This window comes from Thermodesulfobacteriota bacterium, assembly GCA_034189135.1.
Lineage (GTDB): Bacteria > Desulfobacterota > Desulfobacteria > Desulfobacterales > JAUWMJ01 > JAUWMJ01.
Genome location: JAXHVO010000049.1, coordinates 83089 through 101892, shown reverse-complemented (window position 1 = coordinate 101892; position 18804 = coordinate 83089). Strand labels below are relative to the sequence as shown.

Here is an 18804-nt window from a genome sequence, read left to right as displayed (position 1 = left end):
TGTATGTCAAGAAAGATACCGCAATAAAATTTAGCCAGGTGTGCAGTTTGTAGGGAGAGAAGGGAAAAAAGACAGTGGGTAGGAAGGACGGATCGTTTTGGTTGATGTTATCATCATGGTGAGCTTAAGATATAGCAGATTGTTTTATCATGCATTCCGTTTATCACATGGCTGCTGCAAGGGGACAGGAAAATCATACCACCCCTGGAGGTCCGCCCTGAGGTTTTTATGCTACGTTTTCTATTATCTAATGATGCGGTGCGGGTTTTAGTTGCAGAATTGACATCAGATACATCCCCATCCTGTTGGTGACCGACTGTTTCGATTTTCAGATAGAGTGTTTCAGGGATATGAATCTTAAAATTCAGACTGGCAGTGGCAGAGTTGCTTTGAGAAGGTTTGTGGCTGTCAGCCATGGCAACACCGAAGCCAAAAAGAATAACGGCCGCGTAGCAAATCAAAGGGGGTATTTGACTGATTTTTTTCACCGGATAATTATGATTCTGAACCAATCGGGTTGCTTGTTGCGTTGCAGGAATACGCATTCTCAATTTATTATCGGCATTTTAATAAATAACTTTAGACTTTTTTCCTAAAATTTAATGAAAGGAAACCAACATGTTGATATTGTATAAATAAACGAAGAGTTACAAAAAAACCATGCTAAGGCTTGGCCAGTATGTGATAATAAGGAGTGCGATCAGCAACACAATCATAAACGGGATGGAAGCGTTGTAGAGTTCTGTGATGGGTTTATTAAAACGGTAGCTGGCGATAAACAGGTTCATTCCCACCGGAGGGGTAAAATAACCTATTTGCATATTGGCCAGAAAAATAATGCCCAAATGAACCGGATCTATACCATAGTTTACAGCTACAGGAAGTATAAGCGGTACCATAATGACCAGTGCTGAAAAGATGTCCAGAATCGCACCAAGAATCAATAAAAATAAGTTAAGCAGGATTAAAAATGTCAGTTTGTTTGCCACCAGTTTCTGAATGAGCTTAAACAACCGCATGGGAACCTCGGCATCGATAAGATAATTGGTAAAAGCCAAAGATACCCCGATGATCAATAAAATTCCGCCGCATACCACCATCGAATCCCTTATTATAAAAGGAAGCCGGGAAAATTTTATCTCGCGGTAAATAAAAACCTCAATTACTATGATATAAATTGCAGTAACTGCTGCGACTTCCGATATAGTCAGAAAACCTCCGTAAACACCAATCAATACAAAGAGCGGCAGCGGAATTTCCCAGGCGGCTTCCAGCAATGCGGAAATCGCTTCTTTTCCGGAAAATGGGGATTTGGGCTCAAAGTTGTTCCGACTTGCCCATAAACTCCAGCAAGACAACAAAATAACCATAAGAATACCCGGAAGAAGACCAGCGAGAAACAGCCTGGAAATAGTGACATCCTGTCCTGTATTCATTTGTTGGGCAATAATTCCATAAAGAATAAGCGGCAAAGATGGTGGAAATAACAGCCCGAGGCTGCCGGATGTGGTCACCAGGCCAAGACTGAATTTTTCATTATATTGGCTCTGTTTTAGCGCAGGATATAACAGTGCGCCAAGGGCAACGATGGTTACTCCTGATGCACCGGTAAAAGCGGTAAATAAAGCGCAGGTGACAAGAGCCACGATTGCAAGTCCACCCGGCATCCAGCCTAAAAAAACATGTGTCAAGCGTACCAGCCGCTGTGATGTCTTGCTTTCTCCCATTATATACCCGGCAAGGGTAAACAGTGGAAGTGCCATTAAAAGGGGAGTATCGGCGATTCGATAAATTTCAATGGTTATCACCGACAGATCAACCCCTATATGGTAAAAGCCGATTAGAGCCACTGCTAAAATCACCGCAAACAACGGTGTGCCAAAAAGTGTGGCTAAAATGATTGCAAATAAAAGAATATACAGTATCACGATGTGGATTTAATTATTTTTGAGAAAGTTATTATAGACAAAATCAAATAACGAAGGGAAATAACAATAAAAGCAACAGGAATGATGGCTTCACATACCCAGATCGGCATCTGGGCAAAAGCCATACCTCCTTCGGCGAACTCTATTTTTACAAATCGTAGAGTGTAAAAAGCTGCAACTGAACAGACTGCTGCAGTAAAAAATTCACAAGCGCTCTTAACGATACTTCCTGCTCGCTCAGGCAAATACCGGGAAAGTATATTAATATTGATATGATTGCCATGTCTGCTTGCCACCATGGCACCGACGAGGCCCACCCACAGTACCAGGACACGAACCAGAATATCACCCCAGACAATTCCGGATTCAAATAGGTTTCTCATTAAGATCTGCAAAACCGCCATTAAAAGCATTGAGAGCAGCAACACCACCAAAATACCGTTTTCCACCCGGTATAAAAACACCTGGACTTTGGTGAAATATGAATGGTCGGGCTTGTTACTCATCCGCTTTATGCTGTTTTGATCGGTAAGCTGTTAAATTACGTTGCAGAATATTGAATATTTCCTGTGATATTCCGCCTGAGTCAATTAAATTCTGGACTATTTTTTGAGCCAGGTCTTTCCATTCTTCTAGGGTTTTGTTGTCCGGCATCACAGATTTAATGCCCTGTTTGCGCAAAGCCTCTATGGCTTCTAAATTACGTTGCCGATTTTCCCGGTCGAACTGTCTGTATATTCGTGACATCACATGGCGCACTACCTGTTGATCAGACAGGGGAATTTTTTTAAATGCTTTTTTATCTATTGCAAGTAATCCGCATAGATACATCAGCGGAGTATCTGTCATATAATTGACCTGGGTATACCATTGGAGTGCAATTGCCCCAATCGCTGAAGCGGTGACCGTATTGATTAATCCGGTTTGCAGGGCGGTACGAACTTCTGCCAGGGGCAGGGGGATCGGCGTGGAACCCATTATTTTAAAGGTAGCCAGGCCTAAAGCATCATTTTCCGGTATCCAGACTTTATTTTTACGCAAGTCATCGGTGTTTTTCACCGGTGTGGTCGACATCAAATAAGCAAATCCTCCTTCAGCCAGTCCGAATGTCACAAAACCGCCTTTTCCCAGTCCGTCTATAATGAGCCTGTCCATGTGTTTTCGAACATAATCGACTTCACCAAATGATTTTAATACCAGGGGCAGGTTATAAACCTGAATATCGGGATAAAATTTTGATAAGCTTCCTGATGTTAGGATGCCTCCGTGCAACTGCCCAATGCGAATCTTGCGCAGAACTGCTTTGTCATCGCCCATGACACCACCGGGATAGAATTTAAAACGCACCCGATTTTCTGTATTTTTAGCTATTTCCTCTGCACCCTGGCGCATGGCAATCATCCAGTCGGATCCATCAGGGGACAATGTGGCAATTTTGAGCACCACAGCATTTGCCTGACTTGAAAGCATAAAAAACAGTACAACCAAGACGATTCGTAACAAACCGCACATATATTTATCCTGACCCGGTTAAACCGGAGAATTCTGAAAAAAACAAATCATATAAAATTCATGCTGCCGGTATACTTTTACCACCGATTTGCACGGAAATGTCCCCAAATTAAAATTTAGTGTCTTGTCGTGCAAGTCAGAGCTAATCTGAAATAATACGATAAAAGTGAAAATGGCGATCTGGTAAAATATAATGCGGATGCTTCAGTAAAAAGCTTTCTATGCAAGGTGTAATGGTTTTTCAGGGTCAAGGTTAGACATGTGTTATGCCGAGTGTTCGAAAAACCTTTGCAACGCATTAATTGCAATTTTTACCACGCCATCAAAAATAATTGTCGGCACTATCGAGAAGTTTCTGCGCCTCTTGCCGGGCCAAAGTGTTAATAAGAGTATAGTTTGGTAAGTTGGGATCGGCCTTTAAGACTTCATGTAACAGCCGGTCATGCAGTTTTCTATCAAACATCAGGCGTGCGTATTGCCGGGCGAAAGTTACTTTCACCATCAGGTTCCTGCCACCTGAAATTGCAATGGCTTGCTCAAAATGCCGGCGACCCTCCTCAGCACGACCTCCCAATGCCGGCGGAAGCAATGTCGCAAATACACCCAGATAGAAATGAGCCCCACCATCCTCGTACAACTCATCCAGCTCAAGCACCTGCTTCATAATTTCTTCAACCCGTGAAAGCTCGGCAACTGCAATTAAATTATCCTGGTGTGCTTGAATCCAGCCGGCCCAGGCTTCACCAAGGGCATATAATACCGGTACATCCTTAACGTTCATTTTTTTTATGATATTCGCAAAAGCCTGGTACCTGATGCCGCGTATTGAACAGGCCTCAGGCCTGTGTACGCAAAAAGCTCGGAATGCGTAGCTTAACGCTTTTTCAGTCATTTTTTTTGCTCTTACCTTATCTTTAATAAAAATACTGGAATAAGCGGTATATAATTTTGAAGCCGAACAAAGCAATGGAACATTGTCAGGTTTTTCCCGTACCAGGCCATCAAGCATCAAAAGGTAAGCAGGCCCTCCTGATTCAACTGTTTCCAAGTCATCATTATTAAGAATAGCAGCCGACAGATTATTGACAAGATTACCGGTGGCTTTGGAAATAATAAAAGAGCAGCCGGAAATAGCGCAAATACCCGTTACAAGAAATAATAGTTTTACAACGCCAACAAGGATTGTCAGTCGTATGCTGATATTATTTCCGGCATCAGAATGACATTTAATCGCAACATTTTTTAATGTCTGCCTATTTATCATTTAGTGCCTGTTTTAGCTTCATTGCCATCTCTGACATTGAAAACGGTTTTTGTATAAAGCTCTGGGCTTTTATCTTGAAATCGTCAGTAATGTCTTCAACCATATATCCGGTGGATACCACCACCTTTATTTTCGGCTGAAGTTCTTGAATCCTTTGGCATACTATGTCGCCCCTAATATCCGGCAAACCGATATCAATAATGGCCAGATCAATATTTTCACTGGCAGCTTCAACAATGTTGATTGCTTCCATACCGGTATTCGCCGTTAAAACCTTGTAACCAAGATGTTCCAGGGCCAAACAGCTTGTCTCCAGGACTTCCTCCTCATCATCGATAATAAGAATTGTTTCGTTGCCGGTTGAGATTTCTGCGATCTCTTTTTCGTCTCTTAATGAAATCACTTCAGCGTCAGAAGATACAGGCAGGTAGATACTTACGACAGCGCCTTTGTCTGGTTCGGAATCTATTTCGATCCAGCCGCCATGGTTAACAATAGCGCCATATGATGCTGCCATGCCAAGTCCGCGTCCCTGAAGCTTGGTGGAATAAAACGGTTCAAAAATTCTTTCCTTGGATTCATTGTCAAGCCCTTTGCCGTCATCTTCCACCGTAAGTCTGATATACTGCCCGACTTTAAGACCGGGATGCTGTGCGGCGTATTTATCATCAACATCTTTCCGTTGAACGGCAACCCGGATAGTACCCGATTTTTCTATTGCTTCTGCTGCATTGCTCATTACCGCAGAAAAAACCATTTGCAATTGAGTCACATCGGCTTTAATAAGTGGAATATCCTTTTCCAGATTGGCAACCACTTTTATTGATCGGTTCATGCTATGTTTGATTAAGGGGAGTGTTTCCTCCACCAACTGGCACACTGATAACTGTCTTTCCTGGTACTTTCCACCCCTTGCATAGGCCAGTAACTGACTGGTTAAACCGGTCATGCGGCGGGTTAAACCGAATAAACGTTCACTGTATTCTTTGATTTTTTTATCATTATCATATTCTATCTGTAACAGTTCTGTATTGCCGGTTATTCCACTTAAAATATTATTAAACTGATGTGCAATGCCGCCTGCCAAGGTGCTGATGGCCTCCATCTTTTTTGCCTGCTGGAGTTGAGTTTGAAGCTGTTTTTGCTTGGTAGTATTAAGGGCTGTGATGATAGCGCCCTTTGAAAAAGGCGCTATCCTGATATAAAGAAATTTGCCATTATATTTTTGTTCGGGAAACTCTTTGGATATATTAGACTTGATGCACTCCATTAACTCATTATACATGTCAATGTTGTGTTTTCCGGCATAGTCTTTGTACATGATATCCCCAATTTGAGGCACCTTGTCACCGGAGTTAATCTTTGCCAGGTTATAACCGGTTACCCGGGCATCATGATCAACGGTAATTGTTTCGATAGGGTTATATTCGAACAAGGTGCGGTATCGCTCCTCTCCTTCCTTCAGAGATTTTTCAGTTTTCCTGAACTTGTTTATGGATGCCTGAGCATGGGAACCAAAGATGACGAAAAGGCATAAAACAACCACTCGAATATAAATGTTGTATAAATCCGCTCCGATCAGTTCAGCAATAATATTATATTTATTGAAAAAGAATATATTCAGAATAGAATCAAGGATCCAGTAAGCGGTGGCTATAAAAATTGCAGCTAGCATCATTGAATCCAATATGCCTTTGTGATTTCCTTTTTTTTTCATCACAATCCGTGTCCTCCGCTTAGGCAAACTTATTTACAGCTTTGATGCATGATGGATGACCTAAGGGTAATTATTCAATCAATTGAAGTGGTTTGCCTCTACCGATATTTTCTATTGAGTCTTAGTTGTTTTATTGTATAATAAGACCGTACTATAAAATGATTATTAATTCAAGGTTGTACTTTTTTTAGGGAAAGCCATTGAATCCTAAGAATCAAAAACGTTTTTCGTCATACCTGATAGCCACTTATGTTATTCTTGTTACACTATCCGTCGTTGTTATCCTGGCAGCCCTGCATATATATTTCGATACAAGAGTCGAATCGGAGTTCCACCAAAAACTGCGCGCCCAACGGGGGCAAGTCGAAATTATTTTAAATAACCGGATTGCGGATATAAAAGACATATTAAAAAATCTCAGTTTTGACAATACCATCCGGGTGACATTAATGCTTGGCGCCAAATCGCAATTGAAGGAAAGGGTGACACAATTTTATCCATCCCGTGACGGGGTTTATTATTTTGTGAAAAAGTCCGGGGAAAAAACATTCTTTCCGGACAAATATGCTAAAATATCTAAAAAGGCGATTCATTTTGCTGCTGCCGGCTTGCCCCAGGGTAAAGTTTGGAATGAGGGGAACAGATTACAATTCATCTGGTGGTTTTCAGCTCCGGTGATGCACCTGGAAAAACATATGGGAACCGTGTATGTCCTCTATGACATGGCACAAGATAAAAAGTTGATAGAAAAAATACACCAAACTGTGGATGGCGATATAACCATTCTCAACTCCGGTGACCTTTTTCGTCTGAATTCACCAGACCCCATGCATTTGGATTCGATAGATCTAAACCGTTCATTTGCAAAATCAGAGTTCATTTCTTTGGGCCCTGATGTTGTTTTATCTGAAATCAACGGGGTGAATGGTCTATTTTTTCTTTCATCCAAAGAAAGCCTGATACGCGAAAAGAGAAGAGTGACCTTATTAATGGGATTGTTTTCCATTTTTGTGCTGGCGGTATCGATTGTCATGTCCGTTTTTTTAAGCAAACAAATGATAGAGCCTTTAAAAGAAATGACCCGAAAGGCCATTTTGATCTCCAAGGGAGATAAAGAACTGCTTTTTGAAAGTAACGAAAAAAGTTATTGGGAATTCAGCCAATTATCTCAGGCGTTTAATTTTATGCTTGCAAACCTGAAAGATGCGGAAGAGCAATCCCGTTATAAGGAACTGTTGGAAAATGTAGATGATGCTGTTTATATTTTTGATCAAAAAGGCAGGATTCTTGAAGCCAATGAAGCGGCTTATTTGCCGTTGGGATATACAGCTGAACTATTTTTTAACCTGAATCTTTCCGCAATCATTCCTGAAAAAGATACTGAAATGATTATCAAACAGCTTGACAGCAAAAACAGGGATTCCAGCCAGGACAAAATATCCCTTGTCACCTGTCATTTTAAAACCGATGGAAGCAGGATTCCCGTTGAAATTCATTCCCGGCCAATTACATACAGGGGGAAAGAGGTTATCCTGAATGTGGCAAGAAATATCAGCAAACGCATTGAAGCAGAAAAAGCTCTTCGAGAAAGTGAAGAACGGTATCGATCTGTGGTGGAGAACTCTCACGATGGAATTATGGTGGTTGATGATCATTATAGAATACTATATGCAAACAGTGTAATGCCAAAAATTTTGGGTTATTCCATTAAAGAAATAGAGGGAAGTGATTTCCAAAAATACCTGGCCGATAATGATGCAACGCTAATTCCGGATGATTTACTGAACCCGCAGCATATTGAAAAAACTGCCACTTACGATGAGTACGACATTATCTGTAAAAACGGAGAAAAAAAATGCGTGAAAATCAGAGCCAATCGCTTTGAGGATTCAAACGGAAAAATTAGAACAGTAGCGTTGATCCTGGATATTACCAAGCAGTTGCGTATTGAGCAGGAAAAAAAGCAACTGGAAGCCCAACTCATCCATGCCCAGAAGATGGAAGCCATTGGTACGTTAGCCGGAGGTATCGCCCATGATTTTAATAACGTGCTAATGAGTATCCAGGGTAGTATTGCTATCATGCGGCTGCACATAAAAAGTGATCAACCTCAGTACAAGCATATCGCGGAAATTGAAAACAGTATTACAACCGCAGGAAACCTTACCAGGCAACTTCTCGGCTTTTCCCGGAAAGAAAAATATAAACTCAAGCCCACCTGTCTGAATGATGTGATAGAAACAAGCTCCACCATGTTCATTCGCGGCAGAAAGGAGTTAGAACTGCATAAAAAACTTCGTAAAGATATCTGGAAGGTAAAAGTTGATAGAAACCAGATTGAGCAGGTCCTTATTAATCTGTATGTGAATGCATGGCATGCCATGCCCAAGGGTGGCGATCTTTACCTTCAAACAGAAAATATCCGGCTGAATGACGATTTTTGCAGGCCCTTTAAAGTACTGGGGGGAAATTATGTAAGCGTTTCAGTGACCGACACCGGTACCGGTATGGAGCAGAAGGTGATGGCAAGGATATTTGAGCCCTTTTTTACCACCAAAGAAGCCGGCAAAGGCACAGGGCTTGGCCTGGCGTTAACTTACAGTATCATAACAAACCACAGGGGAATCATTAAGGTGTCCAGCAAAAAAGGACATGGCAGTACTTTCGATATTTATCTGCCTGCATCATAGGCGGGAGTCTGCTTCTTACTCCGCTGGAACCATAATGATCTCTATACGTCTATTCTGCCGGCGACCCTTTTCTGTATTGTTTGGGGCAACAGGTCGATAACAACTGTAACCACAGGCAGAAAGCCGTTTCGGGTCCAGACTTCCTTTTTGGTGAAGAAAACGGGCAATCGCTGCGGCCCTGGCTGTTGACAATTCCCAGTTGCTGGCGAATCTTTTTTTTAATCTTTCCTTTAAAGGGACGTTGTCGGTATGTCCCTCTATCAAGATATTTTGCTTTTTATTGTCCCTGAGAAAACCAGCCATTCTTAAAAGCAGCTTTTTCCCGTTTTCATTAATAGTTGAACTTCCTGAATCGAAAAGGATCTTATCTATAAAGATTACTTTCAATTTGTCTTCCATATTGACCACTTCAATTTGCTGTTGTGCAATTTGATCCTTCAGACTGGCTTCAATCGTTTTTTTTGTATCGTCGAGCAGGCTTATTATCTTTTTCTGGAGCCTAATCACCGACTGCTTTTTCTTAATTTCCAGTTCAAGTTTTTTTATTTTCCCGGCAAGTTGTGTGTTTATTATTTTCTGATATTCATAATTGCTTTGAGCATCTGTGAGCTCTTTCATTTTATTTTTATTTTGCACCGCCTGTTTTTCCGCATTATGCAAACGGGCTTCAAGTTTCATATATTTCGTTTTTGAGACACAGCCAGAGCCAGAGCCTGAGATTGATAAACCGATTAAGCACAACACAACGAGTATTTTTTTTTGATACACAGATACTTCTCCGCTAATACTTCTCATCGATGATGGTGAAGGTCTGAATCATTTTCTTGTAAGCCGGTGAATTTGTTTTGAACATTTCGGGCGTTGATATGGCATAAAAAACTATTTTACATGCCATCAGATCATTGCACTTGTAATAAAAACAATTTGTTAACAGTTTAAGATGATATTCGTCTATCTCCTCATCATAGGCAGGAATAAGACAGACTGCTGTTGACAAATTATAAGTCCGATAGGAATATTTCTTTATGTGTGACTTTCTATCGGTGCTAATTTTTTTGTTTCCCAGCCTTTTGGTTAAGAGGGCTGTTACTTTATCCCATGACAAAATCAATTTTTCCCAGGGGATCTCAAGCTTGCTACATGAGGCAAGGATGCGTCCTTTACTCATTATTCCCAGTTGAGGTTGGGTATTGGTGAACATAAATTTTAAATACATTTTTTCCGTCGGGGGTATTTGATCAAGGACCCACGGGGGGATAGGCTTAGAATTTACCCAGCCACTTGGTATTTTAAGCGAAAATCCGAATTCCGGATTTATATATGTTCCATTTTCCACTCTGGGTGGCGGAATGGTTGAGCATGATACCAAGATTGTAATAATCCACCAAACCGAAAAATATTTTTTCATTACACCCTTTTAGTTGAGCAAACTGATCCTCTTTACGATCCGGAAGACACCGATAAAATCTTTCCTTCCGGTTTTTGCGGGCTTTGTATCAATGCATCAAGGTATTAAGGTAGTCAGGCCTATGCCCGATTAAAAACTTCAGGATTTACCAAATGGGCAGGTTTATTCCCTTTGGCGTATTCAATAAGCTGATCGGCAATACCTGAGCACATATTGTTCAGTGCGTCACGGGTGAATGCGGCAATGTGAGGTGTCATCACCACATTATCAAGCGTAAGAAGCGGCGAATTGGTCGGGGGCTCATTTTCAAAAACATCGAGTCCAGCACCCGCAATCACATTGTCCTTTAAGGCATGATAAAGGTCTTGTTCTTTTACTATTTCTCCCCTGGCTGCATTGATGAGAAGTGCCGTGGGTTTCATGCTTTGCAAGGTCTTTTTATTAATCATTCCTCTACTTTCCTCAGTCAGCGGCAGGTGTAGACTGACAATGTCAGAGACCTTCAGTAAATCATAAATTTCCAGTTTTTCGATGCCATGCTCTTCGGCAAATTCCTCTGGCCAGAAAGGATCATATGCCACAATCTTCATTTTAAATCCCTTTGCCCTTAGCGCGACGCACCTGCCGATGGCGCCCAGCCCGATTAATCCGATGGTTTTTTGCCAGATTTCCATACCCATGATTTTAGTATGTTCCCAGTGTTTATCTCGAAGACTTTGATCACAAAAAACAATTTTTCTGGCCAGGCTTAAAATAAGGGCAAACGTGTGGTCGGCCACAGCCTGGTTATTTGCTCCAGGGGTATTAAAGACAATCGCATTGTGATTGGAAGCTGCTTCAATATCCACAGTATCTAGTCCCACGCCCATCTTGGCGATTGCTTTCAAACGGGGGGCCATATCCAGCATGGCATCATTAACCAGCAGGTCGTTGCCGCACAGCACGGCATCCACATCTTTCAAAGCTTCAACAAATTTCACATCATCAATACCGGAACCTCGCATATCAATGATATGTAACCCTTCTTTTTTAAGTTTTTCCATCGGGCCGTTGTCAAAAACGCAAAACGGCCTTGCTTCGATCAGGGCAGTTATTTTATCCATTGCTTAATTATCTCCTATTAAAACATGCCATACGATCAGTTAAAAACCATAAACCCCTGTATAATTTTCCGGGGTGATTTTAATTAATTCTTGTTTAACATTTTGACTCACATTGAGGGTGTTAATAAATTGGGCTATTTTTTTTTGATCAATGTGTCTATGGGTACGGGTCAACTCTTTCAATGCTTCATAGGGTTTGGGATACCCCTCTCGACGTAAAACGGTTTGAATCGCTTCAGCAACAACCGCCCAGTTGTTCTGCAGATCCATGCGAATTGTTTCTTCGTTAAGTAATAATTTGCTAAATCCTGTTAAAAATGATTTTAGAGCAATAAACATATGAGCAACAGGAACACCGATATTTCGGGTAACCGTGGAATCGGTCAGGTCCCTTTGCAGTCTTGAAACAGGGAGCTTTGCAGCAAGATGCTCAAACAGGGCATTGGCAATTCCCAGGTTGCCTTCCGAATTTTCGAAGTCAATGGGATTTACCTTATGGGGCATCACCGAAGATCCCACTTCCCCTTTTTTAAGCTTTTGTTTGAAATAATTCAGGGAAATATAAGACCAGATATCGCGGTTTAAATCGATAAATATGGTATTGATCCGTTTAAGATTATCAAAAAATGCAGCCAGGTGATCATAGTGCTCAATCTGAGTGGTTACTTTTAAGCGTTCAAGTTTCAGAATATGTTTAATAAAATGATCTGCGAAAGAAATCCAGTCAATGTCGGGATAAGCCACCTGATGCGCATTGAAATTGCCTGTTGCACCGCCGAATTTAGCTGAAAAAGGAATTTGTTTTATCAGAGCGGTTTGGTTTAATAACCGTTCAACAAAAACATACACCTCCTTACCCAGGCTTGTGGGCGATGCCGGCTGTCCATGAGTTCGAGCAAGCATGGGGATGTTTTTCCATGTTGCGGCTTTTTTACCCAGCACATCTATGGCTTCATCAAGGGCGGGTTTTAAAACATCAAAATATGCCTTTTTTAAAGAATATGGGATGGCTGTATTATTAATATCCTGTGATGTTAACCCAAAATGAATAAACTCTTTATGTTGACCCAGCCCCAGTTCATCAAATCTTTCCTTAAGAAAATACTCTACGGCTTTAACATCATGGTTGGTTATCTTCTCGATATTTTTAACTTTTATGGCATCATTATCGGAAAAGTCTTTATAAATAGCTCGCAGAGTGCCGGTTAAGGCTTTATCCAGACTTTTCAACTGAGGGAGCGGTATGTCACACAGGGCAATAAAGTACTCTATTTCAACGAATACACGATATTTTATCAGGGCACTTTCAGAAAAGTAGTCGCTTAATTTCCCGGCCACCTTTTGATAGCGGCCATCAACAGGAGAGATTGCTTTTAATGATGAAATGCTCATAGGATCAAACTACGACGCCATCGGTGATACTTTATCAGACTGTCAAAGTGTAAGAAGTGAGATTTAAAATAAGTATAGACAAATGAAATTTGTGTGTCAAGCACGGATGAATCCCGGAAATAAAAGCAACCGTTCATGTTCCCCGGGAACAAAAAGGTTGCACCATCTTAAACTTATAACCCAAGTTTCGCACCCCTTATCTACGCTGGAGTCGGTATTCTTGAAGCGCCGATTGGTGTTGAAGGTGTGAATCGAGACGATTATATTATTTTCTTCCAGGGGATATGAACTGAATCAGTCGCAGCGTGTCCGGATATTTGGAATAACGTCTATTTGTTGCTAAACAATATAAAAGGGACGGTCTATCCCAAATATCCGGACACTGCGAAAAGGTGAAATAGATGACCCACATATCCCCTTACAGAAAAAAATATAACCGTTTCGATTCACATCTGATTTTATATTTTGCGTGCCGTCAGGGCATTACTTTACGTAAAAACGGGGTGCGAAACTTGAGTTATAAGTTTCCACCGGTGTTGTAAATGTGCGTGATCAGATCAATCAGCTATCGCCTGATAGGCTGGCTGCACTGAGCCGGTGGAGATATAGTGGCTGTGAACAGTTGCAAAAAAAATGGGATCACCACCTGATGATCCCATAACTTGATTATGATATTTAAAAGATTGGTTTTTATTTGGTTTTAGAGTGTTTTTTTGCTGAATATCCGTCGGCGTACCATCCGCCACCTTTCAACTCAAATGTGCACGGCGAAATAATTTTTTTGGCTTTCTGCTGGCACTTGGGGCACACAATCTCTTTGGTATTCATTCGAACCAGCTTTTCTGTGATGGTTCCATTGGGGCATTCAAATTCATAAACCGGCATATCGTTTCCTTCTGAGTATTTTCTTCACGGTAATAAAATATTTATTTTTTCTTGTATGTCAAGCTAATATTTAAGCGGTACCTTTTACTTATTGACACCGATGTTTCAATTCATTACTTTTTTACAGTTAAAGTTTTATCGTTATTCTACTCTTGCAGCCAAGCCAACTCAGGAGAAAAATATGATTGATGGCAAATCTGATAAAAATGAATGTTTATACGAGACCGATGCGCTTTTAGCATGTGTGGAAATCGGCAAAGCCTTGACGTCCACACTTGATTTAAAGCAGATACTTGAACTTATTATGGTGAAAGTTAGCCGACTGATTGATGCCCAGAACTGGTCTCTCCTTTTAAAAAATGAAACCACCGGGGAATTAACCTTTGATATCGTTGTGGGTCTTAATCGTGATTTGATTAAAGGAGTCCGGTTGGAACCCGGTGAAGGTGTTTCAGGACAAGTGGTCCGGACAGGCATTCCGCTTTTTTTACCAAATGTTAAAGATGATCCAAGATTCAGCAATAAAGTGGATAAGATGACCGGGTTTAAAACAAGATCAATTATTTGCGTTCCTTGTAAAATTCATGGAAAAATTGTTGGGGTTATTGAAATCGTGAATGTTAAAAATATGGCTTTATTTGAAACAAAATATCTTCCCTTCCTTACCATTCTTACAGACTATGCCGCCATTGCCATTGAAAATTCCCGGTTATTTAGCAAAATTCAACGAATGAATGTCACGGATGAATATACCGGCCTGTATAACGCACGCTATTTGCATCAAATTATCGGAGAATTGATTGAAAATTCAATCCCCCAACAAACAGAATTTGCAGTTGTTTTTGTTGATATAGACAATTTTAAAACAGTGGTGGATTTTCACGGCCACCTGCTTGGCACCAAAATGTTGAAAGAAGTTGGACAGACCATTACGGACTGTCTTCCGGAAAAAGGTATCCTGGTTAAGTACGGAGGGGATGAATACGTTATTATTTTACCGGGTAGTGATAAACAAGAAGCTAAAAAGCAAACTGAAAAAATTCTCTCTTCAATCAGAGAAACGAGCTACCTGCAATCTGAATCCCGGCCGGTCAGGGTGACGGCCAGCTTTGGAATTGCCATGTACCCCGGGGATGCCGACACCATTAAAGATCTCCTTATTCTGGCGGATAAAACCATGTACCGGGTTAAAAACACCACCAAAGACGCAGTAGCCACATTATAAATTGACATTTTGTAAAAAATGCTAAAATTGTTTGTTATTAACACATTCGATTTATACCAAATATTAATCAGGATTACGGAGGTTAAAAAAATGAAAATAGCAAAAAAAATAACCACATGTATTATGGCTTTATCTTTTGTAGTGCTTTTATTGGGATTGGCACCACATACGGCATTATCAAAAGCCTCTGATCAGATCACCATGATTCCAAATAATTTTACTGAGTTGGCACAAAAAGCCAAACCAGGAGTGGTGAATATCCGGACAGTAAAAATTGTAAAAGGGGGGGGACGTGTCTTTCGTCATTTTTTTGGAAAACCCTTTGGCGACAATGATCGGTTTAGGGATTTTTTAGAGCCATTTATGAGGCAGGATCCGCAACGGGAATTTAAACAGCGCAGTTTGGGGTCTGGTTTCATCATTGACCGTAAAGGGTATATTGTGACCAACAATCATGTGGTGGAAAATGCAGACCAGATAAAGGTTAAACTGGCAAATGAAAAAGAGTTTGATGCAAAGATAGTCGGCCGCGATCCCAAAACCGATCTGGCCCTCATAAAGATTGATGCTTCTTCGGACTTGGTGCCACTGAAAATGGGCAATTCGGATGTTCTCAAAGTCGGCACCTGGGTGGTGGCCATCGGAAGTCCTTTCGGACTTGAGCAGACCGTTACCGCAGGAATCGTCAGCGCCAAGGGACGTATCCTGGGTTCCGGTCCGTATGACGATTTTATTCAGACGGATGCTTCCATCAATCCTGGAAACAGCGGGGGACCGCTTTTAAATATGAAAGGGGAGGTTGTGGGTATTAATACGGCGATCATCGCCAGCGGACAGGGTATCGGATTTGCCATCCCAATTAATATGGCTGATGGAATTGTTGCACAGTTGAAAGCGAGCGGTGAGGTGACCCGCGGCTGGCTGGGTGTGGCTATTCAGGACCTGACGCCTGAACTTGCAGAATACTACAAGGTTAAGAATAAAAAAGGCGTTTTGGTCACCCATGTTTTTGCAGGTGATCCCGCCGATAAAGGGGGAGTAAAAGCCAAAGACATTATCGTTAAGATAGATGGCAAACCGGTTCCGACCGCACATGAACTTTCCAGCACAATCGCAGGTATTGCCGTTGGGAAAAAGATAGCCATACTGTTAATCAGAGACGGTAGGGAAAAAACGCTGTATATCAAGATAGCCAAAAGACAGGATGACGAATCGCTGGTCAGTAAAAAAACTGAAAGCTCAAACGGGCTGGGCCTGATGGCTTCGGAGCTGAATCCGGAAACAGCAAGACAATTGGGGTATGAGGAAAGCGAAAAGGGTGTGATTGTTACCGGCGTCAAAGAGGGCAGCAAAGCGGAGCAAGCCGGAATCCGTCAGGGAGATCTTATCAAGGAAATTAATCGCCGGCCGGTTTCAACACTGAATGATTACCACCAGAAGATGCGAAAAATTAGCAAAGGAGAAACCATCCAGCTGCTGATAAAAAGAAGCAGAGTCGGATTTATGGTGATAAAAGTCATCAAATAGAAAAGTAGGGAATTTTAATATGAAGCGTTTATTCACTTATCTGGTGCCGTTTTTATTGATGATGATATCACAACCAACCCTATCAGCTGAAAAAGCATTGACAATCGTTCATTCAAACGATCTGCATTCTCATTTTTTAGGGGCTTCGCCGAACATTGCCTATACTCCTTCTATTAGCGGAGATGATGAAACCATCGGCGGGCTGGCCAGAATTGCAACTGTGATCAAAACGGTTAAACAAAATCGCCAGAACCCGGTGCTGGTTGTTGATGCCGGTGACTTTTTGATGGGATCGTTGTTTCATATGCTCAGTAGAGAGCACTCCTTTGAATTGAGACTTTTGAGCATGATGGGATATGATGCGGTCACTCTCGGAAATCATGAATTTGATTTGAAACCGGGCGGACTTGCACGAATATTAGGGACCGCTCATCAATTCAGGCAGATCCCTCCGTTGGTTCTTTCCAATGCGGTTTTCAGCCAAGAAAGCAAAAAAGATGATTCCCTGGAAAAAATATTTACCCGCGGAATTGTCAAACCGTATCTTATGCTGGAAAAAACGGGACTCCGGATCGGTGTTTTCGGCCTAATGGGAAAGAACGCAGCCGAAGTTGCTCCCTTTGCATCACCGGTTACCTTTGATGACCCGGTTACAGTGGCACAAAGAATGGTTAAGGTTCTACGAGAAACCGAAAAGGCTGATATGGTGATTTGTTTGTCTCACAGCGGGTTATGGGAAAATAAAAAGCGCTCGGAAGATGAAATTCTGGCCAGGGAGGTAGACGGGATTGATATCATTATCAGCGGGCATACCCATACGAAAATAGAAAGGGCGTTATTGGTCAACGACACCATTATTGTTCAGGCATGGGCATACGGCAAGCAATTGGGTGTAATGGACATCGCTTATAATGACGGTCAGGTTTTTCTAAAAAATTACAAACTGGTGAATATTGATGATCAGATTAAGGGCGATACCGAGGTTTCCAAAGAGATTGAAGCGTTCAAGACGGATATCAATCGCCAGATTCTATATGAAGAGGGCCTGACCTTCAGCCAAATTATTGCTGAAACAGATTTTGATCTTTACCTTAAAACCGAGGAGTCCAACCTGGGAAATCTAATTGCGGATTCCATACGATGGTATATCAACCAAAACGATTATAACGCGGCCGATCCTGCCACCAAAGTTGTGGCTTCCATGATTTCCAACGGTGTGATTCGGGATCCGATTGTCAAAGGGAGAACAGGCCAGATTGCGGTGTGCGATGTATTTCGTGCCATACCTCTGGGTATCGGCTTTGATCATGCTGAAACCATGGGTTACCCGTTGATTACCATTTACGTTTATCCGTCTGAATTAAAGAAAGCCTTAGAGATCCTAACCAGCGTTTACCCGATGAAGGGCAGCGACTACTTCCTGCAGGTATCGGGGATACAGTTTACTTACAACCCGTATCGTATGATATTCGACCGGATTACCGAAATTCGGATAGGGGATGTAGAACACGGTTATCACCTTTTGGACTACTCGGAATCAAATCACAGCCTGTTGCGGATTGGGGCCGACATTTACAATGCAACGTTTTTGAAGGTAATCGGAGACTTTACCTGGCATGTCCTGGATATCGTCCCTAAAGATCGCAAAGGGAATCCCATTGATGACTTAAAAACCGTGCGGTTGGATTCGGACAAACAAAAAGCAGGGATTCAAGAGCTTAAGGAGTGGAAAGCGGTGATGGAGTATATCCGAAGCTTTCCGGATACCGATGGTGATGGGTTGGCAGATATTCCTGAGAAATATCGAAAAAAATTAGGCAGAAATGTCATCGAGGCCAGTTTGAACCCGTACAAGTTACTCAAACGGGGAACTTATGTTACCTGGCTGGCATTTTCCGTACTGTTGATCGGAATTCTTCTCATTCTATTAACAGGCTGGTTCATTATCAGGAAAATAGGTAACCATTCACGGACCGGTAAAAATAGAAATTAGAAATTTGATCTTTATATTTTTACCACGGATTTACACGGAGCTTTCACAGATAATAAAATTTAGTGTCTCTCCGTGAAACTCCGTGGTAAATCTTTTTAAAAGCTAATTTATTACTATTGCCTTATCAAAGTCATGCTGGATTATATCTGATAACGCTTAT

At 41.6% G+C, this 18804-nt stretch carries 15 protein-coding genes; 4 read left to right on the top strand and 11 right to left on the bottom strand.

The annotated features are described in order from the left end of the window. Positions 1–113: 113 nt before the first annotated feature. From SWH54_06975 to SWH54_06950, 6 genes are all read right to left on the bottom strand, one after another. Complete coding sequence (locus SWH54_06975; GenBank protein MDY6790995.1) at positions 114–416, bottom strand: hypothetical protein; 303 nt, start codon at positions 414–416, stop codon at positions 114–116. Between the two features lie 231 nt (positions 417–647). Beyond that, on the bottom strand, positions 648–1925 hold the full coding sequence (locus tag SWH54_06970; protein ID MDY6790994.1) for a TRAP transporter large permease subunit: 1278 nt from the start codon (positions 1923–1925) through the stop codon (positions 648–650). Next, positions 1925–2434 carry a TRAP transporter small permease gene (locus SWH54_06965; GenBank protein MDY6790993.1) on the bottom strand — a complete coding sequence of 170 codons (510 nt, stop codon included), beginning with the start codon at positions 2432–2434 and terminating at the stop codon, positions 1925–1927. Before SWH54_06965 ends, SWH54_06970 begins: the two co-directional genes overlap by 1 nt. Then, entirely contained in the window at positions 2427–3440 is a 1014-nt protein-coding gene (gene dctP / locus SWH54_06960) for a TRAP transporter substrate-binding protein DctP (GenBank protein MDY6790992.1), read from the bottom strand. The genes SWH54_06965 and dctP overlap by 8 nt, the downstream gene beginning before the upstream one ends. Before the next feature lie 322 nt (positions 3441–3762). Beyond that, entirely contained in the window at positions 3763–4704 is a 942-nt protein-coding gene (locus tag SWH54_06955; protein ID MDY6790991.1) for a TRAP transporter TatT component family protein, read from the bottom strand. After that, entirely contained in the window at positions 4694–6421 is a 1728-nt protein-coding gene (locus SWH54_06950) for a response regulator (protein ID MDY6790990.1), read from the bottom strand. Before SWH54_06950 ends, SWH54_06955 begins: the two co-directional genes overlap by 11 nt. A 200-nt stretch (positions 6422–6621) precedes the next feature. Between SWH54_06950 and SWH54_06945 the strand changes: the two genes are divergently transcribed. Beyond that, on the top strand, positions 6622–9111 hold the full coding sequence (locus tag SWH54_06945) for a PAS domain S-box protein (protein MDY6790989.1): 2490 nt from the start codon (positions 6622–6624) through the stop codon (positions 9109–9111). A 15-nt stretch (positions 9112–9126) separates the two neighbouring features. Here SWH54_06945 and SWH54_06940 read toward each other — a convergent pair whose 3' ends face one another. The 5 genes from SWH54_06940 to SWH54_06920 all read right to left on the bottom strand — a co-directional run bounded on the left by SWH54_06940 (position 9127) and on the right by SWH54_06920 (position 13899). Then, positions 9127–9789: a flagellar motor protein MotB gene (locus SWH54_06940; protein MDY6790988.1), complete on the bottom strand. Its 663-nt coding sequence runs from the start codon at positions 9787–9789 to the stop codon at positions 9127–9129. Between the two features lie 103 nt (positions 9790–9892). Beyond that, a complete protein-coding gene (locus SWH54_06935) occupies positions 9893–10327 on the bottom strand; it encodes a hypothetical protein (GenBank protein ID MDY6790987.1) in 435 nt (144 codons plus the stop codon). A gap of 311 nt (positions 10328–10638) precedes the next feature. Continuing rightward, positions 10639–11622, bottom strand: coding sequence for a phosphoglycerate dehydrogenase (locus SWH54_06930; GenBank protein ID MDY6790986.1), 984 nt, complete (start codon positions 11620–11622; stop codon positions 10639–10641). A gap of 39 nt (positions 11623–11661) precedes the next feature. Further along, complete coding sequence (gene purB / locus SWH54_06925; protein MDY6790985.1) at positions 11662–13014, bottom strand: adenylosuccinate lyase; 1353 nt, start codon at positions 13012–13014, stop codon at positions 11662–11664. A gap of 690 nt (positions 13015–13704) precedes the next feature. Then, complete coding sequence (locus SWH54_06920) at positions 13705–13899, bottom strand: zinc ribbon domain-containing protein (protein MDY6790984.1); 195 nt, start codon at positions 13897–13899, stop codon at positions 13705–13707. Positions 13900–14080: 181 nt separating this feature from the next. On the opposite strand from SWH54_06920, the gene SWH54_06915 reads away from it, so the two are divergent. The 3 genes from SWH54_06915 (at position 14081) to SWH54_06905 (ending at position 18644) form a co-directional block, all read left to right on the top strand. Beyond that, positions 14081–15124, top strand: a complete 1044-nt coding sequence (locus SWH54_06915) for a sensor domain-containing diguanylate cyclase (GenBank protein MDY6790983.1) — start codon at positions 14081–14083, stop codon at positions 15122–15124. Positions 15125–15214: 90 nt separating this feature from the next. Beyond that, complete coding sequence (locus tag SWH54_06910; GenBank protein ID MDY6790982.1) at positions 15215–16651, top strand: DegQ family serine endoprotease; 1437 nt, start codon at positions 15215–15217, stop codon at positions 16649–16651. Between the two features lie 19 nt (positions 16652–16670). Further along, positions 16671–18644 carry a 5'-nucleotidase C-terminal domain-containing protein gene (locus tag SWH54_06905; protein ID MDY6790981.1) on the top strand — a complete coding sequence of 658 codons (1974 nt, stop codon included), beginning with the start codon at positions 16671–16673 and terminating at the stop codon, positions 18642–18644. Positions 18645–18804: the final 160 nt, after the last annotated feature.